Annotated in this window: 26 protein-coding genes; 9 read left to right on the top strand and 17 right to left on the bottom strand. The window is 48.3% G+C overall.

Translation table 11 applies throughout. The features are described from left to right. The 4 genes from J4G07_08185 to J4G07_08170 form a co-directional block, all read left to right on the top strand. Positions 1 to 1025, top strand: a 1025-nt coding sequence (locus tag J4G07_08185) for an efflux RND transporter permease subunit (GenBank protein MCE2413967.1), incomplete at its 5' end; no start/stop codon positions are given. A gap of 171 nt (positions 1026 to 1196) precedes the next feature. Then, positions 1197 to 2480 carry an AAA family ATPase gene (locus J4G07_08180; protein ID MCE2413966.1) on the top strand — a complete coding sequence of 428 codons (1284 nt, stop codon included), beginning with the start codon at positions 1197 to 1199 and terminating at the stop codon, positions 2478 to 2480. Between the two features lies 1 nt (position 2481). Beyond that, positions 2482 to 3123, top strand: a complete 642-nt coding sequence (locus tag J4G07_08175) for a hypothetical protein (GenBank protein ID MCE2413965.1) — start codon at positions 2482 to 2484, stop codon at positions 3121 to 3123. A 50-nt stretch (positions 3124 to 3173) separates the two neighbouring features. Further along, complete coding sequence (locus tag J4G07_08170) at positions 3174 to 4133, top strand: Gfo/Idh/MocA family oxidoreductase (GenBank protein MCE2413964.1); 960 nt, start codon at positions 3174 to 3176, stop codon at positions 4131 to 4133. An 81-nt stretch (positions 4134 to 4214) separates the two neighbouring features. On the opposite strand, the gene J4G07_08165 is transcribed toward J4G07_08170, so the two are convergent. From J4G07_08165 to rfaE2, 4 genes are all read right to left on the bottom strand, one after another. Further along, positions 4215 to 4718, bottom strand: a complete 504-nt coding sequence (locus J4G07_08165; protein ID MCE2413963.1) for a hypothetical protein — start codon at positions 4716 to 4718, stop codon at positions 4215 to 4217. Next, on the bottom strand, positions 4705 to 6120 hold the full coding sequence (locus J4G07_08160; GenBank protein ID MCE2413962.1) for an AAA family ATPase: 1416 nt from the start codon (positions 6118 to 6120) through the stop codon (positions 4705 to 4707). The genes J4G07_08165 and J4G07_08160 overlap by 14 nt, the downstream gene beginning before the upstream one ends. A 301-nt stretch (positions 6121 to 6421) precedes the next feature. Beyond that, positions 6422 to 7792, bottom strand: coding sequence for a glycoside hydrolase family 88 protein (locus J4G07_08155; protein ID MCE2413961.1), 1371 nt, complete (start codon positions 7790 to 7792; stop codon positions 6422 to 6424). Between the two features lie 228 nt (positions 7793 to 8020). Beyond that, entirely contained in the window at positions 8021 to 8521 is a 501-nt protein-coding gene (gene rfaE2 / locus J4G07_08150) for a D-glycero-beta-D-manno-heptose 1-phosphate adenylyltransferase (protein MCE2413960.1), read from the bottom strand. Between the two features lie 228 nt (positions 8522 to 8749). On the opposite strand from rfaE2, the gene J4G07_08145 reads away from it, so the two are divergent. Continuing rightward, the gene (locus J4G07_08145) at positions 8750 to 9910 is read left to right on the top strand and encodes a hypothetical protein (protein MCE2413959.1); all 1161 of its coding nucleotides are present in this window, start codon (positions 8750 to 8752) and stop codon (positions 9908 to 9910) included. 7 nt (positions 9911 to 9917) lie between these two features. Here the strand turns inward: J4G07_08145 and hisA are convergent, their stop codons facing one another. The 3 genes from hisA to J4G07_08130 all read right to left on the bottom strand — a co-directional run bounded on the left by hisA (position 9918) and on the right by J4G07_08130 (position 13011). Beyond that, on the bottom strand, positions 9918 to 10625 hold the full coding sequence (gene hisA / locus J4G07_08140; GenBank protein MCE2413958.1) for a 1-(5-phosphoribosyl)-5-[(5-phosphoribosylamino)methylideneamino]imidazole-4-carboxamide isomerase: 708 nt from the start codon (positions 10623 to 10625) through the stop codon (positions 9918 to 9920). A 46-nt stretch (positions 10626 to 10671) separates the two neighbouring features. Further along, on the bottom strand, positions 10672 to 11571 hold the full coding sequence (locus J4G07_08135) for a sugar ABC transporter permease (protein MCE2413957.1): 900 nt from the start codon (positions 11569 to 11571) through the stop codon (positions 10672 to 10674). 81 nt (positions 11572 to 11652) lie between these two features. Then, on the bottom strand, positions 11653 to 13011 hold the full coding sequence (locus J4G07_08130; protein MCE2413956.1) for a sugar ABC transporter substrate-binding protein: 1359 nt from the start codon (positions 13009 to 13011) through the stop codon (positions 11653 to 11655). Between the two features lie 167 nt (positions 13012 to 13178). Here J4G07_08130 and J4G07_08125 point away from each other — a divergent pair, with 167 nt between their 5' ends. Next, a complete protein-coding gene (locus tag J4G07_08125; protein ID MCE2413955.1) occupies positions 13179 to 13493 on the top strand; it encodes a zinc ribbon domain-containing protein in 315 nt (104 codons plus the stop codon). Positions 13494 to 13598: 105 nt separating this feature from the next. Further along, entirely contained in the window at positions 13599 to 14546 is a 948-nt protein-coding gene (locus J4G07_08120) for a cation transporter (protein MCE2413954.1), read from the top strand. Positions 14547 to 14735: 189 nt separating this feature from the next. On the opposite strand, the gene J4G07_08115 is transcribed toward J4G07_08120, so the two are convergent. The 4 genes from J4G07_08115 to J4G07_08100 form a co-directional block, all read right to left on the bottom strand. Continuing rightward, complete coding sequence (locus J4G07_08115) at positions 14736 to 15278, bottom strand: hypothetical protein (protein MCE2413953.1); 543 nt, start codon at positions 15276 to 15278, stop codon at positions 14736 to 14738. Positions 15279 to 15332: 54 nt separating this feature from the next. Beyond that, complete coding sequence (locus tag J4G07_08110) at positions 15333 to 16370, bottom strand: Gfo/Idh/MocA family oxidoreductase (protein ID MCE2413952.1); 1038 nt, start codon at positions 16368 to 16370, stop codon at positions 15333 to 15335. A 91-nt stretch (positions 16371 to 16461) separates the two neighbouring features. After that, positions 16462 to 16857 (bottom strand): transcriptional regulator, encoded by a 396-nt coding sequence (locus J4G07_08105; protein MCE2413951.1) that lies wholly within the window; start codon positions 16855 to 16857, stop codon positions 16462 to 16464. Next, a complete protein-coding gene (locus J4G07_08100) occupies positions 16854 to 17192 on the bottom strand; it encodes a type II toxin-antitoxin system RelE/ParE family toxin (GenBank protein MCE2413950.1) in 339 nt (112 codons plus the stop codon). The genes J4G07_08105 and J4G07_08100 overlap by 4 nt, the downstream gene beginning before the upstream one ends. Positions 17193 to 17622: 430 nt before the next feature. Here J4G07_08100 and J4G07_08095 point away from each other — a divergent pair, with 430 nt between their 5' ends. Beyond that, complete coding sequence (locus tag J4G07_08095; protein MCE2413949.1) at positions 17623 to 17868, top strand: DUF433 domain-containing protein; 246 nt, start codon at positions 17623 to 17625, stop codon at positions 17866 to 17868. Between the two features lie 21 nt (positions 17869 to 17889). Here the strand turns inward: J4G07_08095 and J4G07_08090 are convergent, their stop codons facing one another. Next, positions 17890 to 18816 (bottom strand): hypothetical protein, encoded by a 927-nt coding sequence (locus J4G07_08090; GenBank protein ID MCE2413948.1) that lies wholly within the window; start codon positions 18814 to 18816, stop codon positions 17890 to 17892. A 535-nt stretch (positions 18817 to 19351) separates the two neighbouring features. Continuing rightward, on the bottom strand, positions 19352 to 20182 hold the full coding sequence (locus J4G07_08085) for an SDR family oxidoreductase (GenBank protein ID MCE2413947.1): 831 nt from the start codon (positions 20180 to 20182) through the stop codon (positions 19352 to 19354). A 268-nt stretch (positions 20183 to 20450) separates the two neighbouring features. On the opposite strand from J4G07_08085, the gene coaE reads away from it, so the two are divergent. Next, entirely contained in the window at positions 20451 to 21101 is a 651-nt protein-coding gene (gene coaE, locus J4G07_08080) for a dephospho-CoA kinase (GenBank protein ID MCE2413946.1), read from the top strand. 68 nt (positions 21102 to 21169) lie between these two features. On the opposite strand, the gene modC is transcribed toward coaE, so the two are convergent. From modC to J4G07_08060, 4 genes are all read right to left on the bottom strand, one after another. Next, positions 21170 to 22243, bottom strand: a complete 1074-nt coding sequence (gene modC, locus J4G07_08075; GenBank protein MCE2413945.1) for a molybdenum ABC transporter ATP-binding protein — start codon at positions 22241 to 22243, stop codon at positions 21170 to 21172. 169 nt (positions 22244 to 22412) lie between these two features. Further along, on the bottom strand, positions 22413 to 23078 hold the full coding sequence (gene modB / locus J4G07_08070; GenBank protein ID MCE2413944.1) for a molybdate ABC transporter permease subunit: 666 nt from the start codon (positions 23076 to 23078) through the stop codon (positions 22413 to 22415). After that, a complete protein-coding gene (gene modA, locus J4G07_08065) occupies positions 23075 to 23863 on the bottom strand; it encodes a molybdate ABC transporter substrate-binding protein (protein ID MCE2413943.1) in 789 nt (262 codons plus the stop codon). Before modA ends, modB begins: the two co-directional genes overlap by 4 nt. A 57-nt stretch (positions 23864 to 23920) precedes the next feature. After that, the coding region (locus J4G07_08060; protein MCE2413942.1) for a hypothetical protein at positions 23921 to 24172 on the bottom strand (252 nt) is incomplete at its 5' end.

The raw sequence follows: 24172 nt of genomic DNA, 5'->3' as shown, positions 1-24172 counted from the left end.
AATCTGAACTGCACATCTACTTGAATCAGGAGAAAGCATATCAATATGGATTAACCACGTTTCAGGTTGCACAAACCATTCGGACAGCGATTGACGGGGCTAAAGGTACAACCTATCGTGAAGCAGACGAGGCGATTAATGTCATCGTCAAATATGAGGCGGACACACTTACAAATCTTGCTGAACTTAATAACCTCTTGATTGCAACACCCACCGGTGCGATTGTTCCACTCAAGGATATTGCGGACATCGTGGTGGAAAAAGGATACGCAGATGTCCATCGATTCGATGGAGAACGGGCAATTACGGTTTATGCCTCGGTAGATAGCGAAAAGACGACTGCCTTTAAAGTGAATCAATCCCTCATCAGCGCATTTGCAGATATAGAATCTTTGTATCCGGGATACCAACTCGATTTTCGAGGGGTTTTTGATGAAATTACAGAATCCTTTTCCGAGTTGTGGAAATTGTTCATTGTTGGGCTGTTGCTCATCTATGTCGTATTGGGTGCACAATTCAAATCCTTTATACAACCGATTATCATTATGTTTGCTGTTCCATTCGGTATGATCGGTGCGATGATTGGCCTCCTCCTTTCCAATGCGACGCTGAGTATCGTCGCAATGTTTGGTATCGTCGCGCTCGCTGGGATTGTGGTGAACGATTCAATTGTTCTTATCGACTTCATTAACAAGTACCGAGAAAAGGGGTATAATAAGTGGTATGCTATTCTGAAAGGCAGTCGTCTCCGATTGCGTCCAATTGTTCTCACCACGGTGACGACGATTTTCGGACTCATTCCGATGGCGATCGGGTTAGGTGGCAAGTCGCCTATATGGATGCCGATGGCGTATACGATCATTTTCGGACTCGCTGTTGCAACATTGATGACGCTGTTTGTAATGCCAGCACTTTATGCGATCACCACAGATATACGAGGGGTCTTCCTGAGAAATCCAGAGGAACGCTTCCGTCCCGTTTCAGACGCAGAATTGCTGAGTGTTGTGGTTTCTGCCGACGATTAGAACTGCTTGTCAAATCAACCTCCGGTGCGTGGAAGCAGACCAGAATATCTCGCCTGACTTTCTATTCTATGCCATAACCGACGGATTTCAATTTTCAAAATAACGCAAGATCTGCTACAATAATCAAGAGTTTGTTTTGACATCCACAGAGATGAAAATGGAGATCGCAACATGGCAACATTAGAAGGCTTCAGAGTGAGAAATTTCGGTGTTCTCAAAGATGTTACACTCGGTCGCCTATGGGACAAAAGAAAAGAAGAAGCACTCACCCCAATGACAGCGGTAATTGGAAAAAATGGGGTCGGTAAGAGTGCTTTGTTCGACGCTTTTGGCTTCCTTGCCGATGCCCTCAACTTCAATAATGTCGAAGAAGCTTGCGACGCGCGTGGGCGTGGCGGTTTTGAAAAAATGCGATCACAAGGAACAACAGATCCCATTGAATTCGATGTGTACTACAGAGAACATGGAAATGCCAGACCCATTACATATCAAATTGCCATTGCGGCAGACGAATTCGGACGCCCATACATCCTTCGAGAACGCCTCCGACAAAGACGAAAGGGTCAGAAACGAGGACAACCATTTTCCTTTTTAATACTCAATGATGGCAGCGGTGTTGCATGGAAAGGGGAAGAAATAATGTTAATCGACAAAGAAGTCGAACACTTAGACCTTTTTGCTCTCCTTAAATCCATAAACGCAGAGGAATCCAGCGAGACTGAGATTATCGAATTGGAAGACCCCCGCAAACTCGGCATTGCCACACTCGGTGCCTTGAAACAGCATCCAAGAATATCCGCTTTTCGCAGGTTCATTGAGGGGTGGTATCTTAGTTATTTCACTCCGAACGCGGCACGGAGTTTGCCGCTCGCCGGTCCCCAAGAACATCTCAATCTCCTTGGTGACAACCTTGGCAACGTTGTGCAATTCATGGCGCGTGAACATCCGCAGCGTTTCCACGCCATTTTAAAAAAAATCGCCGATAAAATTCCTGGCATCAATCAAATTGATACTGAAAAAACCAGCGATGGTAGATTGCTGCTAAGATTTAATGACAAAGGCTTTCAAGATCCATTTTACGCTCAGCAAATGTCTGATGGGACGCTCAAAGTATTCGCCTATCTATTGCTGCTTGAAGACCCAACGCCCCCTCCTTTTCTGTGTATCGAAGAACCAGAAAACGGTCTGTATCATAAACTTTTAGAGACTCTTGCCACCGAATTCCGTGAACATGCTACAGGACACAGAAGAGGATCACAAGTTTTTATTACGACGCACCAGCCGTATTTTGTCAATGCCTTAGAGCCGAAAGAGGTTTGGATCCTCGAAAAAGGCGACGACGGGTTTTCCAAAATACGTCGAGCAAGTGAAAACCCGCTTGTGAACGACCTTGTTGAAGAAGGGCTGCCCTTGGGTGGACTCTGGTATAGTGACTATCTTGACCCGAGGCAATAGAATGCATTTTGAAATACTTGTTGAAGACCTATCTGGCAAGAAAGCCCTTGACATTTTGATACAGAAAATCGTCGGTACTCACCATACATTCAATATCCACCCGTACCGAGGAATAGGACACATTCCCAAAAATCTCAATAATCCTACAAATGCCAATACTCACCTCTTGCTTAATCAACTTCCCATGCAACTCAGGGCGTACGGAAAAAGTTACACCAATGATCCTACCAAGATAGTAATTGTGGTTTGCGATTTGGATAATAACTGTTTGAAGACGTTTCGCCAAGAACTCTTCAGAGTTCTGAATTCTTGCAACCCCAAACCAGAAACTCGGTTCTGTATTGCCATAGAAGAGGGTGAAGCTTGGCTTCTTGGGGATATTCCGGCAATCAAGGAAGCCTATCCTAAAGCCAAGGACAACATCTTGAATGGCTATCAAAACGATTCTATCTGCGGCACATGGGAACTTCTGGCTGATGCCATATTCACCGGAGGCTCAAATGCACTCGGAAAGAAACCTTGGTATGTAATTGGGAAAGAAAAATCAGCATGGGCACAGAAAATTACTCCATATATGAATGTAGACAAAAACGCGTCACCCAGTTTCTGTTATTTTCGAGATAAGATTCGAGAGATGATCTGAATATTCTGCTGTTGATCCTTCACATTATTGGAAACCAAGGAGAAAAAAGCGTGAAAATTACTTTTATCGGTGTTGGTGGTATCACCAGAAGTTACCGCCAAAGCCTCAATCAGCTCGAACGTCCGATTGCGGCAATCTGTGATATAAATGCCGAACGCGGTGCGACTATTGCCACTGAAGAGAATGCGACAGCATACACCGACCACGGTGAGATGCTACAGACAGAAAAACCTGATGTCGTATTCATCTGTATCCCGCCCGGAGCGCACACAACACAGGTTGCTGACGCAGCAGCATCTGGCGCGGCAGTCTTTGTTGCGAAACCCGTTGCACAGAATTTGGAAACCGCTCAACACGCTCGCGATGCGATTGCCGCTGCCGGTGTTATCAACCAAGTCGGTTATATGGCGCGCTACAGCGACATCACTGCGAAAGCGAAAGAACTCGTTGGAGATCGGCAACTTACCATGGGGATTGGACGGTTTCTCACAAGGATGGGTGCCGGGCATCCATGGTGGGGAAAATACGAGGTATCCCGCGGACAGATGGTCGAGCAAACGACCCACGTCTTTGACCTCATCCGCTACTTCCTCGGCGATGTTGCAAACGTTCATGCCTACGGTATCAAGGGGGTTTCTGAGAGGATTGCTGACTTTGAGGAGTGCACCGTCTGCAATATGCAGTTTGAGAGCGGTGCGGTGGGGAGTATCACCAGCACCTGCGTTGCTCGCGCACACGACCATTTCGCAGCCGAGTTGGTGGGTGATGACTTCTATCTCAAACTCACGCTTGATCTCGGATTGCGCGGACAAATCAGCGGTGAGGAGATCGATTACACTGGCACGGAAGCGGGTTACTTCCGACAGGTTGAGCAGTTCGTTAATGCGGTTGAGGCAAACGATCAGGGATTGGTTATTGCCCCCTACGCCGATGCTGTCAAGTCGCTTGCTGTTACACTCGCGGCGAACCGTTCAATGGAAACGGGGCAGGTTGAGCGGATTGAGGGATAATCGAGAGAAACGGAAAGTGACACAGACGATATACTTCGCAATAGGCATTGACTATTCTTGCAAATTGAGATGCGCGTAAAGTCAACGCTTAGTTGATTTTTTCAAAGCCTGTGCTAAATTTCCTTGATGACTACACGTCGTTGTGTTAATTGGAAATTTCTCGCCTCGAAACCTGATCCTGGCAGTTCTAAGTCGGTTTCGTTGATATTTGTGCATACCCGGTCCGTGGACCAAGACAGGAACAAGATTTATCGTGATATGATCTGGGGTGCAGTTGTCAACGATTCTCGCCCCTTCTTGCAACTGCCTGATTATCTTTGACGCATCGGGATCACCCTTAAGCTCCATCGGTACTACAACGAGGTCATTTTGGGCATCATTAATGTGGAAAAGAATCAAGTCACATTGATTTGTTTTGGCTCTGTCCGTTGGAAACGCCCGGTCTACATCCAATACAACACGGTTTACTGGTTTGGATTGTAAGTCAGCCATAGAGACTCGACATCCTTCTTTGGTATAGGGGGATGTCGCCTTCCTGTCTCCGACCCACTGACGAACCTCCTCAAGAACTTCATACAGATTCACGCTCGCTCTTACCTTTCTTTTTTTCTAATTTCTGTTGGAGATTCACTGAGCGGTTGTAGAGTCCTTCGGCAACATCCTCATAATCCTCTGGAGAGATACCTTCTCTGGGTTTAAAGGGAATTTCCTTCACAGGTTGATCTTTTTGGAAATGCCATACGCCGACCTCTTCCGGTAATAACCAACTGGAAGGCTCGTCAGCCTCTTCCTCTAGCAGTCCCTCAAGAGTTAGATTGCTTATTTCCTGAAGTAGCCAATCACTATGTGTTGTGATAATCACTTTTACCCCCGCACGAACCAAACGCGCGAGGATGACCGCCATGTCTGCTTGGGCACCCGGATGTAGGTGCGCTTCCGGTTCTTCAATGATGAGTGTATCACCGGGTTTGATACCACTCCGTAGAAATAGTACCAATGGAGCGAGTTCAGATACCATTGAAGAGGCTTGACTCACAAGAATATTTTCCTCCATTCCCTGTGGACGGTAGAGAAATTCTGAGTGCCCACTTGGAGAAGATTTTGTGACTATGTCACCGGCGAGTACACCAGTCTCTAATAATTTGGCAATTGTAAACAATTCATCGTTAGGCGTATCAGGTTCTTCGTAGAGTATCAGCAGCCGTAGGAAGTCTGCAAGTCCTCCCGATAACGTCGCAATATCTGAGGAACCTTCCATGAATGGGTAACTAACAAGTGCTACAGATGAACTTGCAATTATTTTATGATTTTGCATTATTCCACTTCGAGAAGACGGCAGATAATACCTTCGCAAATATCTGATAGCATGTGGTCCAATTAATTCCACAGGATTAACAACCATGTTCTCGTTAACTCGATCATTTATTATGATGCTATCGCCGGAATTTTTCATCTTAACCGCCCAGAGTTCTTGACCTGCTTCACTAACCGATAAAGAAACATCCATTCTATGGTACCGTCCGTTGTCCGACCGAGGTAATTTGGCAATCGACTTCAGATCAAAGCAGCGTTTAAGTTCTTCCTCAAAAACCAGTAGATTCTTGAGTTCAGATCTCACTTTCTCACGGATGTCCTGAGGAAGTTCTAAAAACTTGAATTGTTTGTTAATTATTTTTATTTTTTCAACTAATTGATTAAATTTTTTTACTTCATCCATTGTCTCAATCACACCATCGAAAGAGTCTGACCCGAACACGGCTTTAGGTAAGGAAAATAGAGCGTGGTTCAATAAAGGATATCGCGGGAACCCCGCAAGGACACCATGCAAAGCATACACCAGCGTGGCAAAATAGGTTTTTCCTGTATTGCTGGGACCGACAAACACCGTCAACGGACGCAGATCGATGTTCGCTTCCGCAATGGGACCGAAATTTTTGACTGCTATTTCAACTTTTGGGTGTTGCTGTGTGTCTTTGTTTTCATTCATCTTTATTTCCTCTAATCCGACTCGCCTCTGTAGCAGCGTTTTTACAAATGCCGCCCCTCCGGGGCTATATTCTTATATTCCACGCGTTTCTACAAAGATGTCGCCCCTACGGAGCTAAAAACCACGCATTCTCCTCACATTTTGTAGAGGAGACGATAGAGATTTCGCTCATGAACACTTTATCTCATACTCAGAATCGGACGTATTTTTCTAAAATTGACACCTATGGTGCGGTTAGGGGAAAATAAATATTACCGAAATATTTTTTTAATCTTCATCAAACCGCACCTACCAACAAAGATTAGAAAAACGTTAGATACGGTTTTTCGACGATCTCTCGCCATAAGAGGACTGCGAGTTCGCGGGCGTGGTAATCACCCCACATCGAAGCCTCTCCGCATGGAATCTTTCTGCCCTCCGGCACATAATCCCATCCGTTCGGACGGTGATACACCGAATGCAAGAGCAATCCCTGATGCGACTCAGATTCAGAGAGATACGGTTCAGCAAAGAGCGTCTTCGCGACTGTCAAGCCTGCTTGGTAATAGGAATTCCCTGCCTCCGACTCGCCGTGCTTTCTGAGATAGTTGCCGAGTCGAATTAAGCCCTGTGCCGCAATCGCCGCGGCGGAGCTATCTACGGGTTCGAGATCGTTATACGGGTCCGAAGGTTTAGCCAAATATTCACCGAGTTCCGCTAAACCGGGAGCACCTGTATCCCAATACGGGATTCCATCCTGTGCTGTGTTCTCAATATAGAAATCGGCAGTGGCTTCCGCGGCTTTGCGCATGTGTGCCGTTGCCAGATCATATCCGCCGTAAGGTTCAAGTATATCTGCGGGTAACGTATCAAAAAACTCGAGTTGCTCGGCGTACCCCGTAACAATCCATGCGAGTCCGCGCGTCCATGTCGTAAACGGGGAATATCCCTGCTGTGTACTGGGACAACGGTAGTTCCCATCGTTCGTATTGAAGATAGATTCATGCACAACCCGTCCACGCAGATCGAATGCGTCACGTCCGTCGCCGTAGTAGACGTTATAGGTTGCTGTGGTCTGTGAATGTTGGAGCAGGCGTTCCAGTAGACTGATAGCGGCATCACCCTCACCCATGAGCACTGCACCGAGGGTATGCCCAAGTCCTAAAGCGCGCAAAGAACGGATAGTGTCTGAGAAGAGCGAATGCGGTCCGTTGAAAGAGGCGATGTATCCGGTCCCATCTTGAATACGGGTCCAGCGAGCCGCTTGCACGGCAGCGGAGGCTTTCAGTGCGAGTTCATAGAAATCCATCTCACTATCGTTCCACGGAATCACACCCTCCCGCATCAAACGCCGGAGGTTGCCATAAGTCGAGACATTATTGAACCCGTGATCGTGGACACCGATGTGTGTCACGTGCGGTGCCATCTTCTCAATCGTGTTCCGTCTACCGATCTCAAGGAACTGCTCATCGCCAGTGGCATCAAATTGAAGGATAGCGGAGCCGAACTGAAACCCTTGTGTCCACTCCGTCCAACCGCGTGTTGTGTAGGTGCCAGCAACCGTAAAAACGGGTGTCCCGTTTTCGGGGAGCCATGTGTCCTCTATGGCTAAAATCTTTTGACCTGAACATTCAAAAAGCCTCTCAATCTGAGGTTTTAGATCGGTGACACGTAATGAATCGTTTATCTGCATTCTTTTAATTTTCCTTGCGGAGGAACAGCGTGTGTTTGAACTTTAACGTGCGTCCCTCATATCCGCCTGCGTGTTTTTGCAAACGCTTACGGACGGGCGAGGGTGTTGCTCATTCTGCCACTTCGTTGCAGATGCTCGCCCGTCCGAAAAAATCCAATGCGAAGAAAGTGTTTCTGCGTATTGTTGCAGGCTACTGTTTTGGTTTAACAACCATTCTTAACCAGATTTTTAATTTTCCTTATCAGTATCTCCGTAGCGGTCACATATCACTTCGATGAGATTCGTTGTGGATTTACCCGGGACGTTTAAACCGACGATAACCTTACCGCCGTTTGCCTCAACGACATCTCTTTCGATGAGCTGTTCCAGTTTATAGTCGCCACCTTTAACATGGATATTCGGTTTGAGTTCGGAGAGCAAATCAATTGGCGTTGCTTCTGGAAAGATGACGACGTAATCAACACATTCCAATCCGGCGAGCATCTCCGCGCGTTCTTCTTCAGGCACAAGTGGACGATTTTCGCCCTTAAGTTGTCGGACTGAACTGTCGCTATTAATCGCTACCACGAGCAGATCGCCGAGCTGGCGCGCCGCCTGAAGATACCGGAGATGCCCTAAGTGCAGGACATCAAAACAACCGTTGGTCGTAACAACAATGTCTCCGTCTGCTTTCGCTTGCTGAAGGATAGATGCCAGTTCACTATGGTTATGGATTTTTTGGTTTGACATTTTTCTATTTCCAGAGTTTTGGACAACGCTACTCCAATAAACGAAGTGCCTGCTCAATATCGGCTTTGAAACTCAACTTGCCCGTGACACGAAGCATCCAAACTTTAGTATAGTCTAACACGCGCCAGACGGTTTGGCAAGTTTTTCCTTTATTGCCGAATTCCTAACTTCGTGCTATAATGAAGTGGAGATTGTAGTAAAAAATTACACCGAATCAGGAGAAAAGAGATGACAGATCAAAAAGAAAACACGCACCGCAGATTACCTATTTGCACGCTCGGCGCACTCGGACACGGCAAAACAACATTGACAGCGGCGATAGCGAAGGTTGTTGCGAGAATCGGTGCGATCCACACGAACGGAGATAGTGATTTTGAAACACAACCCCCAATCAGTCACCCAATCCGGGAGGGGGTTGGCATCACCTACCGCGCCATAGCGTATGAAACCAGTGGTAAACTTTACACTCAAATCGATTGCGAGACTCACATCGACGTTGTCAAAATGCTCGTCAGCGGTTCTCCGGCAATACATGGTGCCATTTGGATCGTAAATGCAGTCGAGGGTGTCACACCGGACTCCGAGTCGCATCTCCGCCTTGCGAATCAGATGCATTACCCGACAGTGTTATCTTTTCTGAACACAGACGGCATTCCAAAAGACGATGAACTTATAGACATTTGTCAACAGGAAATGGAAGAACTGCTGAACGAGTGTGGATGGAATCCAGAAACCACCCCAATAATTGTCGGTGATGCGCGTAAGGCATTAGACTATAGGGGAAACAGTATCACCTCGCCGCAGTGGCAACCGATCATTGACCTTATCTTCTCAATGAATCGGGCAATGCCAACACCCGTGGACACGGCACACTTACCTCTTATTATGCCGATCCATGAAATCACTGAGGAAACTCAGGAGCGTGTATCCGTTCGCGGCAATATTGTGCAGGGACAACTCGCTGTCGGGCAAGCGGTAGACATCGTGGGCAAAGGGGATAGAATTAAGACGCGGGTTCTCAGCATAAAGGAGGATGAAGTGTGTGTCGAATCTGAACCCGACTGGTTGTCTGTTGGACAGGTGCTTTGCACACCGAAGACCGTCAAATCACATTCCGAATTTACGGCACTCATCTATCTGCTGACACACGAAGAGAGCGGCACACACATCCCGCTCATCGAAAACGATAGGCCTGACATCTACCTATGGGGTACCGATATGCCAGCGCATCTAAAACTCCCGCCAAGTCTCTCTCTGATTACACCGGGAGCTTATGCCCACGTCTCCCTTACGCTTGACCTACCACTGGTGATGGAGATTGGCACCCGATTTGAGGTGAAAAAGATGGATGTGCGAATTGGGTTCGGTGTTGTGACGGGCGTGGAGTGATGTTTCTCTAACGTGCTGTAGCGATTGCATCTGACAGGGTGAGGTCGCCGGTATACAAAGCACGTCCGATAATCGCACCGCTGGCACCAATTTGCTTCAAAGCGGCTATGTCAGCGAGCGACGTGACACCCCCTGAAGCAATTACATCCGCAGTGACAGCATCAATAATATCAGCGGTTGCGTCAACATTGGGACCTTTGAGCATTCCATCGCTTTTGATGTCGGTGTAGATAAACGTTTGGACCTCCGACATTTCTTGGGCAAATTCGACAGCAGATTTTTTGGAGACCTCTAACCATCCGTCCGTGGCGACCCTTCCATCTCTGGCATCAATACCGACAGCGACACGCGCGCCGTATTTGGCACACGCCTGTTTCACTAACCCCGGTTGTTTGAGCGCAACCGTCCCTAAAATGACGCGATCTACGCCTAACGCCAACACTGTTCTTAATTGTTCCATACTGCGGATGCCACCCCCCAGCTGGATAGGAATATCAAGTTCAGCAATAATTTGGATGACAATGTGGAGGTTCGCCGATTCACCCTGAAACGCGCCGTCGAGATCCACGAGGTGCAAGTATTCCGCGCCCTCGGCTTCCCAGCGCAATGCCATTTCTACAGGTGCGTCCGAGAAGATTGTCTCCTGTGAGGCGATACCCTGTACTAAATTCACACACTTGCCACCGCGAAGATCGATGGCGGGTAGGATATACAAAGTCTTTCCCTTCCGTGGTTGACGGCACAACGGCGTGTGCCTACTACTATTCATCTCGGAAAATACCGAGCAATTTTAATTGGACGATTGAGATAACCGCAATAATGAAAAACAGCACCCATCCGATCGTTGCTGCATAACCGAGACGCATGAACTGGAACCCATTTTTGTAGAGATACATGACGATTGTTGAGCCTGCATCCGCTGGTTCACCGCCGTTCGTTAAAATAAACGGAAGGTCGAAGAGTTGGAGCGAGCCTATCATCGAGACAACGAAAACGAACGCTATCACGGGTCGCAAGGATGGCAGCGTGACATGGATGAACGCCTGCCACCAGTTTGCACCATCGACGGCTGCGGCTTCATACAACTCCTGCCGAATCCCTTGTAACCCTGCTAAAAAATAGATCATATTGAATCCCGCCCACTGCCAAACGCCTGTCAGGATGACCGCTGGCATCACATATTTCTCCTCGTTTAACCAACCGATCTCTTTGCCAAAGAGCACGAATTCCTGATTTACTAAACCCGCACGCTGATCGTAGACGAGGTTGAAGATAATCGCGACAAAGACACCCGCAACAAGGACGGGTGCGAAAAAGGCGAGACGCAAGAAATTCTTCCCTTTGACGAATTTGGAGTTGAGGAGAATCGCTAACAGCAGCGCGATCGGTAATTGGAGGGTAAGCGTGCCTGCTGCGAAATAGGCGGTGTTCCGTAGCGATTTCCAAAAAATTGGGTCGCGGAACAGGTCTGTGAAGTTACCGATACCAACAAATATCCGACTCTGGAATCCACGCATTTCATAAAGACTCATCACGAGCGACGAAATGAGCGGATAGCCCATGAAAATGACGAACAGCAGATAAAATGGGGCAATAAAAAGATAGGGAGCGATTTTCTGTTGTTGATTCCAAAATAAATTCGTTGAGCGTTTTGCTTTCATAAAAAACTTTCTTTATCCTCAAACCCAGTAGGTGCGATTTCCCAATCGCACCTCATAGTGAAGGCGGACAATGCAAGAAATCTACATGTCTCCCCATCTGCCTCTATCCTTCGCAATCAGTGCTCGCACCTTCTCTGCCAAATCGGTTAACGCCTCTCTCGGTGTCTGTTTCTCGGTGACAGCGGCGAAAATTGCATCGTTGAGGAGATCCGCGCCTTCCGACCAGTATGGATTCTGATAGCGTGCTGGCATATCGGGTGCCAATTCGATAAACAACTCCCCCAGCTGCTGTCCACCCAAGTAGACATCCGGTTCTTTAAAGATAGGAGCATCCCATGCGGATTTGAGCGGTGGAATAATCCGTGTCGTCTCATATCGGTTGACGAGACCGGGTCTGTCAAAATAGGTAAATTTGAGTACTTCCCACGCGAGATCTGGGTTTTTGGACTGCTTCGTAATCCCGATCATTGTTCCACCGCGCGTCGTGGTGCGCCTACCGCCAGGGTGCCACGCAGGCATGCTGACCGCCTTCCATTTACCGGACATCTGCGGCACCTGACTTTTGAGGATGCCGACGTACCAATCGGGTGAAAGGATAGAGAGAATTTTACCATCTTGCATTGCGGCGAAATTACTCGGATCCCCGTGCCATGTGCCGTATACTGGGGTCGCAATTTCATGTTCATTGAACAACGCCGTGAAAAACTCCAGCGTCTCAATCGCGAGTTCACTGTCGATAATGACGTTGCCCTCTTCGTCGAAGAATCCGCCCCCCTGTTGAAGGAGTAAACTGAAATAGTCGCTCTCCGTGCGCCGATCCAACACGATTGCGTACTGGTCAATCCTACCATCGCCATCGAGATCGCGTGTCGCTTTCTTTCCAGCAGCGATAAAGTCATCCCAGGTTTCAACTTCTGTCATTTCAACACCAGCGGCTTTAAAGAGGTCATCTCGGTAGAGCAGCACAACAGGATGTAAATCGTGTGGGATGCCGTAAATCCGACCGCGGTAGGACCAGGGTGTGAACCGACTCACGACCAATTTCTCCATCCAACCTTCGCTCTCTAAACGCGGACGGAGATCGACAAAGCCGACCTCATCAATTGCGCCCTTAAGAAACCGACCGATGGATGTAATCTCAACCTCAACGAGATCCGGCGCGCCGAAATTGGATAACATCGCAGCGAGGAGTTTATCGTGCATCGTGTTACCGAAATTGATGAGTTGGACGTTGACGCCTGGGTTCTGCGCCTCAAAGATAGGCACGCGTGCTTGGTATTCCTCATAGTGGGTGTTCGCGAAAATCCAGAATTCGAGTTTCTCACCCGCCTCTTCAGATCGTCCGAAGATGAAAAGTGTAGATACAAGGAACAGAATGAGCATGACCATCGGTCCCTTGCCGAGTGGAAAACTCTCAGAATCAATAAGCAGGCGAAACATAAAAAACTCCGATCACAAAAAATTCACTTGACTTTTGCATGCGTAACGATTAAAATTTATCAGAATATCGTCTTTTTAGCAACAAACTTTTTACCACGACAGAGTAAGGAATCGCGAGTGAAACTCGCTCCTACTTGCAAGACACATAGAATGGAGGATAACTCTATATGCCCACATACGAGTATAAATGTCTCGCATGCGACAACCGATTCGAGCGGTTTCAGGGCATTACTGCCCCCGCCATCGAGGAATGCCCGGAGTGCAATGGCAAAGTGAAACGACTCATCGGAGCAGGTGCCGGATTGATTTTCAAAGGCTCCGGATTCTACATTACAGACTACCGCAGTGACGGCTACAAAGAATCAGCGAAGAAGGATAAAAACGAGCCGTCAGACAAAAGCACTTCATCGGACAAAAGCGAGAAAAAAGAAAAGAAAACCGATACGAGCAGCGAATCAAAGAGCAGCACGTCCACCGATTAGACGCAAACGAATCCGCATTGTAGGACGAGGTATCACGCCTCAGTTCGGTTACACTTTTAGTTTCGGCACAACGGCGTGTGTCTACTACTTTTAAAGGGAGACGCTGTGCACAATCACAGTCACGCCCATCACCACGATCATGGCGATGGACACGAACACAGCCATCAAACACATCTCCAAAAGAAATTCAAGTTTGCTGTGCTTATCACGTTTTGCGTCTTCCTCGGTGAACTGATCGGAGGTATCTGGTCAGGTAGTCTGGCACTGTTAAGCGACGCGGCACACGTAATGTCTGATGTCTTTTCGCTACTGATTAGTTGGCTGGCAATTTATCTCTCGACACGTCCAGCCACCTCCTCGCGGACTTATGGGTATCACCGTGCGGAGGTCTTCGCTGCTTTGATCAACGGCGTGTCGCTCATCGGGATTTCCGGTTGGATTTTCTACGCAGCCTACCAACGGTACATGTCGCCGACAGAAATAAAAGTGACGGGGATGTTTGTTGTGGCGTGCCTCGGCTTCGCAGGTAACCTACTCATCTTATGGCAGCTGCACGGCGAAGGTCACGATAATCTCAACGTCCGGAGCGCGATGCTCCACGTGATAGGGGACACTCTCTCCTCCGTCGCGGTGGTTGTCGGAGGCGCGATTATTTTCTGGACGGGATGGTACCCGATTGACGCGTTGCTGAGTTTCCTTATCGGTGGGATTATTCTTTTCGGCGCGGTGAACGTGACGCGAGAAGCGGTGCATATCTTGCTTGAAAACTCGCCACGGAACGCAGACGCAGACACCGTCGCGACGCATCTCCGTGCTTTAGACACCGTCAAAGATGTTCACGACATGCACATCTGGTCATTGTGTTCTAACTACTCTGTCCTGAGTGCACACGTCGTGGTTGACGAAAATACAACTTTAGCCCCTGACCGGATTCTTGAACAGATCAATGCAGAACTGAAAACCCACTTCGGTATCAACCACACCACCTTACAACTTGAAGAGGTCGCGTGTGCGCAAGCGGGAAATCTCTTGTGCAACGCACAGCACTCGTGAAAATTGTATCGAGGTTACAAATCTCTCCTACCCTTAGGGCTATTCAGTATCGAGGTTACAAACCTCACCTACTCTTAGGGCTATTCAATTTTCGACGGTCTGTTGGTCCTGTGGGATACATCGCGACCAAGAAGTGTCGGGATTCGGAGATCCCTCCTACAGAAAAACGAAATGCCCCGATCCCACAGTTTAACCGTGTTCTGCTTTTAGACGATGTGCTTTCCGAATCAGGTCGTTATCCTTTGCAAATCTCTGTGTCGCCTTGACTAACCCATCTACGTGTGACACCATGTCCTTCTCCACCTGCACAATCCGATCCATCAAATACGGCTGATTGCCCTGTTCTATAGCCTTTCTCATGATAGAGAGGAGATACATATAAATGGCATCTGCCTCGCTTCCTTCAATCGCGATCGCGATATCGAAGGCTTCATCAAGCGAGACCTCTCCACTATCAACCTTCTGTTCGTGGGCATCCAGCGCGTCCATAATTTGCTGAACCGGAACATCCGACAACTCGGTCACAGGTGAATCCACTCCAAACGCGTCAATGCATAGAGATCGCCCGAAATCCACGAGAATGTGGTGCTGCCACTCCTCCGTGCTCATCTGCTCCCAAAATCGCGCGATCCGTTCATCAACACTCCCTAACCGCAATGAGAGAGAGGCATAGAGTTTCGCTTGCCGCAGTTCAATGTCTTTACAAAGATCAAAGAGTTCTCCGAGTGTCAAACGTCTTTCCTTCCAAGGTAGCAGACCCACTCCGCTGCTGTGTCGTAGCCCGTTCTAAATATGGAGTGGTAAGGTAATTGCGGTTCCCGATTGCATACTCAGCGTGACCGCCTCCGTAAACTCCATGTATTTCACACCTGTCTCAAAATCGGTGTGCGTGATAATTTCCTCGCCACGGATAGCGTTCACAAACTCTTCCTCGACTCGCCAGCCGCCAGCCTCTGAATCAGGAATATCAATCTCGGTGAGTTCAGTGTCATCCTTTTGTCCACCGTAAAGACGATTCCCCGAAAAACGCAAAGTCCCGTTGCTGCCGAAGACAAAAACTTCCGGTGCGCCTGCTAATCCGGCGACGTTAGAAACCTGTATGTGCAGCTGCGCACCGCATTCGAGATCCCCAACGACATCAATATGTTCAGGAATCCGCACAGAACGCATGACACCGTCGGCATCCGGACGCATCTTGACGAAGGTTTTGCCCATCGCCATAATCTGCGTCGCTTCTCCGACCCAACGGATCAACGCCTCGTACCAGATCCCCATACTCATGATGTTAAGCCCACTGAGGTCAAAATCTTGCCGCCACTGGAGGGGTGCCTCGCTGTCCAAAAACGCGCCGCCTGCGCGTGCTTCTATGGCAAGCACGTCCCCGATGTATCCGTCAGCGATAAGCCGTTTTATGGTGTTATCGACCCGCAGTGTCATCGGCGATGGGACGATCTGCGCGATGAGATGTGTTTTCTGACGCGATACCTCTCGCATCTTATGCGCTTCTCTGGCGTTCATCGCCATCCGCGCCTCGCACATCACGTGCTTGCCCGCCTCCAGTGCCGCTATTGTAGCCCGGCAGTGCATGTAGGGCCATGTTCCAATGACAATCGCATTCGTGTCCGCATCGGCGATCGCATCCTGCCAATTGCCGTAGGTCTTCGGGATACCGAACTGGTCTGCTACCCGCTGCGAGGATTGCAGACTCCGATTGCAGACCCCGATGATCTCAACGCCTTCGATGGCTTGGAGTCCGGGAATATGCCGTGATGTCGTGTTACCCCCTGCCCCGATAACCCCAACTTTAATTGTGTCTTGTGCCACTTCTTTTGCTCCTTCCAATTTTTATGTCGCATCATCTATTTTTACCCAAGTTGCACTATCAAACAAAGACTCTGATTTTCATCTTATAGGTTCAGTCGGTAGCGACTCCGAGATTGGATTTCGCTGGCTCTCGTTGTGCAAGTGGATAATCCTCATTCTTAACTCCATGCGTTGAACTCGTAACCTCTCGCGGTTTAATTGATAGGCGGCACCCAAGTCCCTTAACAATAGCATTGAGAGTATCAATACGCGGCGCGGCGTCGTTAGACAGCAGTATCAACAGATCCTTCTGCTCAAGCCCGATTTGCTCAGCAAAAGTAGAAATTCCACCTTGGGCATCGACAACGTTCCGGAGCCCCATTAGAAAAAAAGAGGTATCACCATCTGCCTGGTATTCTTCTAACGACACATCAAGATAATTCATTGCGTTCTCTGGATCAGCAAGTCGTTCCATTAAGTACTCACGCCAATCTCCCATTTCCCTCATTGGCTCACCTCCTTGTATTCTCGCCAGTACACTTTTGCCCGCTCAATGTCTCGGGCCTGCGATGACTTATCACCACCACAAAGCAGGAGGACCACAGTGTTATCGACTTCACCGAAATAGATACGATAACCCGATCCGAAGTTAAGTATCAATTCAAACACCCCACTTCCAACAGATCTACATTCACCAAAATTGCCCCATGTGAGCCGGTCAAGTCTCCGTAAGATTCTGTTTTGGGTTTTTGGGTCCCGAATAGACTGAATCCATATAGTGAAAGGTGCGCGTCCATTTTGATCTCGGTAGTATTGGATTTTTCGCGGATGTGCGTCACGCATTACCGAATTCTCGTCTGTTCAGGCAGAAGGGATGTCCCTGCCCCGTTGATATTCCTTAAGGGACATATCACGAAAGTCAATTGCCTCCATTCGGTTGGATGCCAAATCCGCGATCAGGATTCATATCCTTTTCTTAGATTCTACTCCGGCATACTTCCTTTTCGCCGCTCCTTCCATTTTTTGCATCGCCTCATTTATTTTACCAGAAATTTGAGGGAAGTGTCAAGTGGTAATTTCGGGTTCCTCTTTTCACTCCTCATTTGACATCCATAGAAAAGTGTAGTATAATAGGAATATCTATTGATGGGGTAGAAACAGAGCAAAACAACAAGTACTCACTCTATACCGTGGATACTCCATCGCGGTCGGGGAGAAGTGATCGTAACTGCATGCAGTCTTACTACTGATAGCACGGGAGACGGGAAACATTATGCGAGGTCAGATCCCGCATACATTAGCAGAACGGATCGTCTGTGACGAGAATATTCTTACAGGAAAACCTGTGATAAAAGGCACACGATTAGCTGTTGAATTCATCGTTGGCTTATTAGGACACGGTTGGACTGAGGCAGAGATTCTTGAGAATTATCCTCATATCGTGCAAGAGGATATTCGTGCCTGCCTCGCGTATGCAAACGCGGTGTTACATACACAAAAAGACTATCAACACCTATAAAGCCTTACCCATATTTCCATTTTACTCATTTCCTTGCGCAATGCGCCCGAAATCTTTCAACGTTTTCAGGGTATCAACCGTGAGCCTGGATTGCCACTCCTTTTTCGCCGCTCGCCATGCTTCTGGATACTGATCATCCCAAGAGAAATTCGGGGACCAAGAACCATCCTCTCCCTGCTGTCCGATCTCAAAGTCCAAGTTCATCTTCACTTCATCCTTAAGCCCAGCAGCTAAGGGTGATTCTGGGGAGGGCACCAACCATAAAGGTTTGAGAACATAGCCAGCCAACTGCTCCGCGTTCCGGGCAACACCCTGCGCCGCCGCTTGAGCGAGTTTCTCCCAGACCTTGTCCGTATTCGGTAGAGCTTCCGTCTCCGCGAGCCTCACGCAACAGAGAATATCGTGCATCTCCATTTCGTCGGGCAGGGAATCCAGATGCTCCAGAACAGTTGTTGTTAATGTGTTCAACAATTCCGTCGGCACGCTATTGCCAAATTCGTGTAAATACCCGACAATCTCAGCGCGGGGGTTGACCAGAAACTGCCCGAAAGTTTCGGGACTCCTCTTGTAATTCCACCAAGGGGCGTGAGGTGCCTCCTCCACTTCAGGTGGAACGATGTGCCATACCTGTTGGGGTTCGTCATAGGTGTCAATAAAATATTGGATTCCCTTTTGGACCAATACGTGATTTACAGGTGCCCGAATTTCCCTGAGAATCTGGAAACCTAAAGTGGTCACTATTGCCGACGAAGCAGAGCTCCTGATATCGGGCTCCAGATTGTGGGCAAATCCACCATCGTCGTTTTGATAGTGTGATAGCGCGGCGAGGACGGCATCAGCGGATCCATTCTCAAAATGGAATTCAAAACGCTTTTGGTCCAACGCTCTCCCCTGATCCATTATAAAATTCTTTGCCTTCTGAAACGCGGCTTGCGTGAGTTGTTTCATCCATTAAACTCCTATCGGATACTCATAAGTCGTAAAAAATGTTACACTGGTGTAACATTTGGTGTCAGAAGGCATCGGAGAAAACCCAGTGGTTGTAAGGGTTTATAGCCCTTTTCTTCTGATTTGCTGCTGCGAAAAAAATATTTTGGCGGAAAGTGTAACATTTTTTGAGTGACAACAGATCACTTTCCTGACATCGCCTGTTTTTCGTAGTTGACGCAGAACGTTCTTTTTTGGAAACGCCATAATATATTATACTGTATTTATTAACAAATATCAAGTTAAATTGAAAATAGATAAGAAATATTTGTAAAAAAGAAAAAGGTGCGGTTAGGAAACCGCACCAGCGGGGAGAAGAGCGAATTGTAAGTAGGAAATGAGGTAAGGTCAATCCGGTGCTTAGGAAACCGCACCTACCGTGAATGATGATTGGCAGTCGGTTGAGAAGGACGAGGCACGGGGACCTCGCCCAACATGATATGTCGAAACATGGTTTTGATCACTGGCGAAGATAGAGGATTGAGAATCTATATAACTACCACATCACTGTGCCGCCGGTGTTGATGTCTTGACCTGTCATGTTCGCGGCATCCTCTGAGGCGAGGAAGGCTGCTAACGCTGCGGCATCCTCTGATCCGGAGCCTTTATCGCTATATCCCTCATCTGAACACCATCTCCCAGCAATAACGCTTTTGGGGTTCGTTCGTCCGTATCGCTCGCGTAATGCGTCTTCATCAAAGGATTTGTTCATGTATTTAGCTCTGCCCCTTGCGAGTTCAAGGCTCCTCTCCATGTGCCACCCCGGACAGATGGCGTTGACGGTGATATTGTAGCGTCCGACATCGGCGGCGAGCGTGCGTGTGAAACCGATGACACCCATCTTCGAGGTCGCATACGGTGCTCTATGCGAAAGCGGTTGTTTGCCCGTCCCCGAACTGAAGTTGATAATCTTTCCGTATTCCTTGCGAATCATCTCCGGCAGGACGGCTTTAGAACAGATAAACAGCGAATCGAGGTTGACCTCAAGCGTGCGCCGCCATTCTTCCAACGTCATGTCCCAGACATCCTTCGTCGGTCCCGCGATGCCGACGACGTTGGCGAGTATATCAATAGTGCCGAATTTCTCGATCGTCGCAGCGACCATCTCTTGGACGGGTTCTTCCCGCGAAACATCGGTCTCAAAACAGATCACGTCCGCACCGTCGGCTCTAATTTCTGAACCGACGTTTGCCTCTAACTCTTCCACCGGGAGCACATCGCAGATAGAAACCGCTGCGCCTTCTTTGGCGAAGCGTCTGGCGACTGCTTCGGCATGCCCTCTACCCGCGCCCGTTACGATTGCGACTTTACCCTCTAATCTTCCCATGAAACATTGCCCCTTTCCGAATGAAAATAGCTATAGTGGTTAGCATCGTAGCAGAAGTAGTTGTGGGTGTCAATTGAAATTGGGAGTTATCAAGGAGGCGAGGTTGGAAACCTCGCCAGCGAAACTTAGAAAATTGTTGTGATCAGTAGAAAAAAGAGTCGGGATTCGGAGATCCTTCCTACAGAACAGCCAATATTGTCGGGATTCGGAGATCCCTCCTACAAGGGAGGGCATTGACAAATTGTGGTGGGTGGTATACACTCAAGATATGGAAACAGCAACAACAGACCGCGCACGCGGCACTATCGTCGGGATTACAGGCGGGATCGCCTGCGGAAAGACGACCGTCTCGGATCTGCTTGCAGAAAAGGGAGCGATTCAGATCAATGCAGACGAAATCGGACACCAACTCCTCAAAGCGGATAGCCCCGTTATTGACGAACTCACTGACGCATTTGGAGAAGACATTCTCGACGCATCCGGGGATGTGAGTCGAAAAAAACTCGGAGCCATCGTCTTTCAGGATAAAGCCGCTCGCGAACGCTTGAACAGCATTCTGCATCCGTTGATTATCGAACGCTCACGCGGGCAGGCACGCCACCTCGCCGCGGAAGCCCCGACGTGCATCGTGCTCCTCGATGCACCACTCCTCATTGAAGCGGGTGCTTATGACACAGTTGATCTGATTGTTGTGGTGACAGCATCAGCAGAAACGCAACTGCGGCGCACGCTGGAACGCAGCATTGCACAGGGCAGGCCGCTTACGGAATCCGAAGTCCAAGCGAGGATTGATGCGCAGATGCCCGTCACAGAAAAAGTCAAGTATGCGGATGTTGTTATAGAGAACGAAGGACCGCTTGAAGAACTCCACAGACAGGTGGATGCGCTTTGGGATCAGCTTCAGAAACGTGGTGAATAAAGTTGGATTTCAACTTCGTTTCAACCCAACCTACAAATACCTTTTAATCCTGATTCAGACAAAAGAATTTAATCCCAGAGGAGATTGATGGCACTTGCCTTAATCACACAGTATACCTCTGATCCTTCCCTTAATTGCAGCTGATCTCGTGCTTCGTGTGTGATTTTCACGGCGAGGTGATGCCATTCAACGAGAATTGATAACCACGTTCGTTCGGCTCTGACATCAAGATACTGAATTTTTCCGGGTAATATGTTGCGTGCACTCACGGAGATATTGGGTTCAAGCGAGATAATAATATCCTCAGCACGGATAGCGACCGGAACAACCTCGCCGACTTCAACATCGATATAAGGTATAATTAGAGACTGGCTCCCGATTTCCAACGCAGTCAAACCGCGTGCCTTGCTTGAATCCGTTACGGGAAGGAATAGAATGTTTTCGACACCTGTCATCTGTGCGATGGGCATCGCGGAAGGGGCAGTTAACAACCGATGAGGTTCACCACTCGCCATAATTTCGCCATCAGCGATTAGAAAGGCTTCGTCAGCGAGTGCCATTGCCTCGGAAAAGGCGTGGGTAATATAAAGGATCGGTATCTCGAAAACTTCCTTAATGTGGTGCAGATAGGGTATAATTCGATCTTTTAGCGCGCTATCAAGTGAAGCAAGCGGCTCATCCATGAGGAGCATTCGTGGTTCCATTGCGAGTGCCCGTGCGATCGCAACCCGTTGACGTTGTCCCCCAGAAAGCTCCTTCGGATACCGCTGAAGCAGTTCGGAAATTTCGAGAACATCTATCGCATCTGAAGATTTCCATGACGTAGGTTGTCCATATCGGATGTTCTGAGCAACCGTGAGATGCGGAAAAAGGTATCCCTCCTGGAAGACATAGCCGAACCGCCGCTTTTCAGGTGGTAGATTAATTCCAGCGGCAGAGGCGTAAAGTATTTCGTCTCCAAAAGCGATCTCACCTTCATCGGGGGTCAACGTGCCGCTCACGCAATTGAGAAGCGTGCTTTTACCACTTCCAGACACGCCTAAAAACGCTGAAACCTTTGTTTCCAGCGTGCAATCGACTCGCAAAGTGAAACTACCGAGGCTTTTGCGAAAATTGAGTCTAATTTTGGGACTCTCTGCCATTTTTTAATTATTCCTTGCGGTTCGGTGAGGTGGATTCTGAACAGAGGTGCCCAAAAGCATTCTGAAAATAATGCCTTCGGTGCGGTTAGGAAACCTCGCCAGCAGCAATGAAGAACATTATAGTCGGATACTGTTCCGTGTGATTTCAATCACCTTTACAAAAAACGCCCTATCGGAGCGTGAAACGTTCCGTTAACCAGAGTGCTATGAAGGCAACAATGGTTGAAATAAACACCAATCGATAAACGGATGCATCTTCTCCGAGATGGACGGCACTGAAAATCGCTAACGCCATCGTTTGGGTTTTGCCGGGGATGTTTCCTGCGACCATGATAGTGGCACCAAACTCTCCGAGACTTTTGGAGAAACCGAGGATCGTCCCACCGATAATTCCACGATGCGCAAGTGGGAAGGTTATCGTCCAAAACACCTTCAGGGGTGATGCTCCAAGCGTCCGTGCCGCATTTTCAAGCTCGAGCGGTACAGATTCCATCCCTGTCACGATACCCCGTACTAATAGTGGAAATGAGATAATGGAGACTGCGATAATAACTGCCAACTGTGAAAAAACGATCTCTATGCCGAAAGTTTGATAGATAAAGCCACCGATGAATCCGTGTTTGCCCAATAGGATAAGGAGTAAATATCCACTGACGATAGGCGGCAGCACCAACGGACACATCACAAGCGTATTCAGGAACGATTTTCCCGGGAATGTGCGTTTTGCGAGTAGCCAACCGACTAATAGCCCAGGCGGAAACATTATAACAAGACTGAGTAACGCAACTTTTATAGATATAGAGAGGGCGGTAACTTCAGCGGGGGTAATCCTCATTTTAGTACCAAGAAGGTAAATCCGTGCTTTTCAAAAACTTTACCGCTCTCCATTGAGTGTAGGTAAGTAATAAATCTACGCGCCAACTGTTTGTGGGGGCTGCCGTTCATAACGACAGCAGGATAGACGATTGGTGTATATGCTTCAGGGGGCAACTGATAAAGCACTTTTATGCGTCGGGTTAGGGTTGTGTCGGTTTGATAGACAATCGCTACATCGGCATTCCCGGCGGTTACATACGCAAGTGTGGCACGTACATCTGTCCCGAAGACGAATTTCGACTGTAGCGTCTCCCACAATCCGAAGTGAACCAAAGCTTCTTTGGCGTAAGTGCCAGCAGGTACTATATTGGGATGCCCAATCGCGACTCTCGAAATTTCAGGGACAGTCAGGTTAGCAAGTGCTTCCACAGAGACCCCTGAGCCTTCATCAGAGACAAGCACTAACCGATTGGTTAGCAAATCTTGGCGACTACCGGTTTCAAGCAATCCATTCGATTCCAAGGCAACGATTTGGCGCGGGCTTGCAGAGATGAAGACATCCGCTGTCGCGCCTTTTTCGAGTTGGCGTTGTAACGTCGTAGATGCGGCGAAATTGTAATAGATTTTAATCCCATTTTCCGCCGTAAACGCTGCCCCAATTTCACCAAGCGCGTCTGTCAAACTGATTGCGGCATACACGTTCAACTCCGTCTGTTTCTGCCCCTCCTGTGTGCATCCTGGAAGCACCACAAACAGCACCAGCAAGCTGACCGCGACACAAAACCTGATAACTCGGATCATCATTCTCCTTTATGCCTATCCGTCAACTACAATAAACTCTTGACAAGGATAGCACATTTGCTAAACTGTGTCAAGCATCTGAATTCCAAGCCCCAGTGACGACATCTGTGTAGAAACTTTTCTTGCAATCCGTTTAAACGTGTGGTATCCTAATTTATACAGAAAATGGTAATTAGGGGAAAGAACTGTCAGTGACCCCCAACTAAAGTTTGGGGGACTTGTGCGAAGCGCAAGTTTCCAAGCGTCCACTCCACAAGTTAAACCACTTTCTACACACAATATCACCGTATCTTGGCGTGGCAGCCGAAACAA

It is taken from the genome of Candidatus Poribacteria bacterium (assembly GCA_021295715.1).
Lineage (GTDB): Bacteria > Poribacteria > WGA-4E > WGA-4E > WGA-3G > WGA-3G.
The sequence above is the reverse complement of the archived record's forward strand: the minus strand, read 5'-3'. Positions and strand labels throughout refer to the sequence as shown.

Coding starts and splice junctions, on each gene's coding strand:
- J4G07_08180 (MCE2413966.1), top strand. CDS start 1,197: ATGGCAACATTAGAAGGCTTCAGAGTGAGAAATTTCGGTGTTCTCAAA.
- J4G07_08175 (MCE2413965.1), top strand. CDS start 2,482: ATGCATTTTGAAATACTTGTTGAAGACCTATCTGGCAAGAAAGCCCTT.
- J4G07_08160 (MCE2413962.1), bottom strand. CDS start 6,120: ATGAATGAAAACAAAGACACACAGCAACACCCAAAAGTTGAAATAGCA.
- J4G07_08155 (MCE2413961.1), bottom strand. CDS start 7,792: ATGCAGATAAACGATTCATTACGTGTCACCGATCTAAAACCTCAGATT.
- rfaE2 (MCE2413960.1), bottom strand. CDS start 8,521: ATGTCAAACCAAAAAATCCATAACCATAGTGAACTGGCATCTATCCTT.
- J4G07_08145 (MCE2413959.1), top strand. CDS start 8,750: ATGACAGATCAAAAAGAAAACACGCACCGCAGATTACCTATTTGCACG.
- J4G07_08135 (MCE2413957.1), bottom strand. CDS start 11,571: ATGAAAGCAAAACGCTCAACGAATTTATTTTGGAATCAACAACAGAAA.
- J4G07_08130 (MCE2413956.1), bottom strand. CDS start 13,011: ATGTTTCGCCTGCTTATTGATTCTGAGAGTTTTCCACTCGGCAAGGGA.
- J4G07_08125 (MCE2413955.1), top strand. CDS start 13,179: ATGCCCACATACGAGTATAAATGTCTCGCATGCGACAACCGATTCGAG.
- J4G07_08105 (MCE2413951.1), bottom strand. CDS start 16,857: ATGAGGGAAATGGGAGATTGGCGTGAGTACTTAATGGAACGACTTGCT.
- J4G07_08100 (MCE2413950.1), bottom strand. CDS start 17,192: ATGCGTGACGCACATCCGCGAAAAATCCAATACTACCGAGATCAAAAT.
- J4G07_08095 (MCE2413949.1), top strand. CDS start 17,623: ATGCGAGGTCAGATCCCGCATACATTAGCAGAACGGATCGTCTGTGAC.
- J4G07_08090 (MCE2413948.1), bottom strand. CDS start 18,816: ATGAAACAACTCACGCAAGCCGCGTTTCAGAAGGCAAAGAATTTTATA.
- J4G07_08085 (MCE2413947.1), bottom strand. CDS start 20,182: ATGGGAAGATTAGAGGGTAAAGTCGCAATCGTAACGGGCGCGGGTAGA.
- coaE (MCE2413946.1), top strand. CDS start 20,451: ATGGAAACAGCAACAACAGACCGCGCACGCGGCACTATCGTCGGGATT.
- modC (MCE2413945.1), bottom strand. CDS start 22,243: ATGGCAGAGAGTCCCAAAATTAGACTCAATTTTCGCAAAAGCCTCGGT.
- modB (MCE2413944.1), bottom strand. CDS start 23,078: ATGAGGATTACCCCCGCTGAAGTTACCGCCCTCTCTATATCTATAAAA.
- modA (MCE2413943.1), bottom strand. CDS start 23,863: ATGATGATCCGAGTTATCAGGTTTTGTGTCGCGGTCAGCTTGCTGGTG.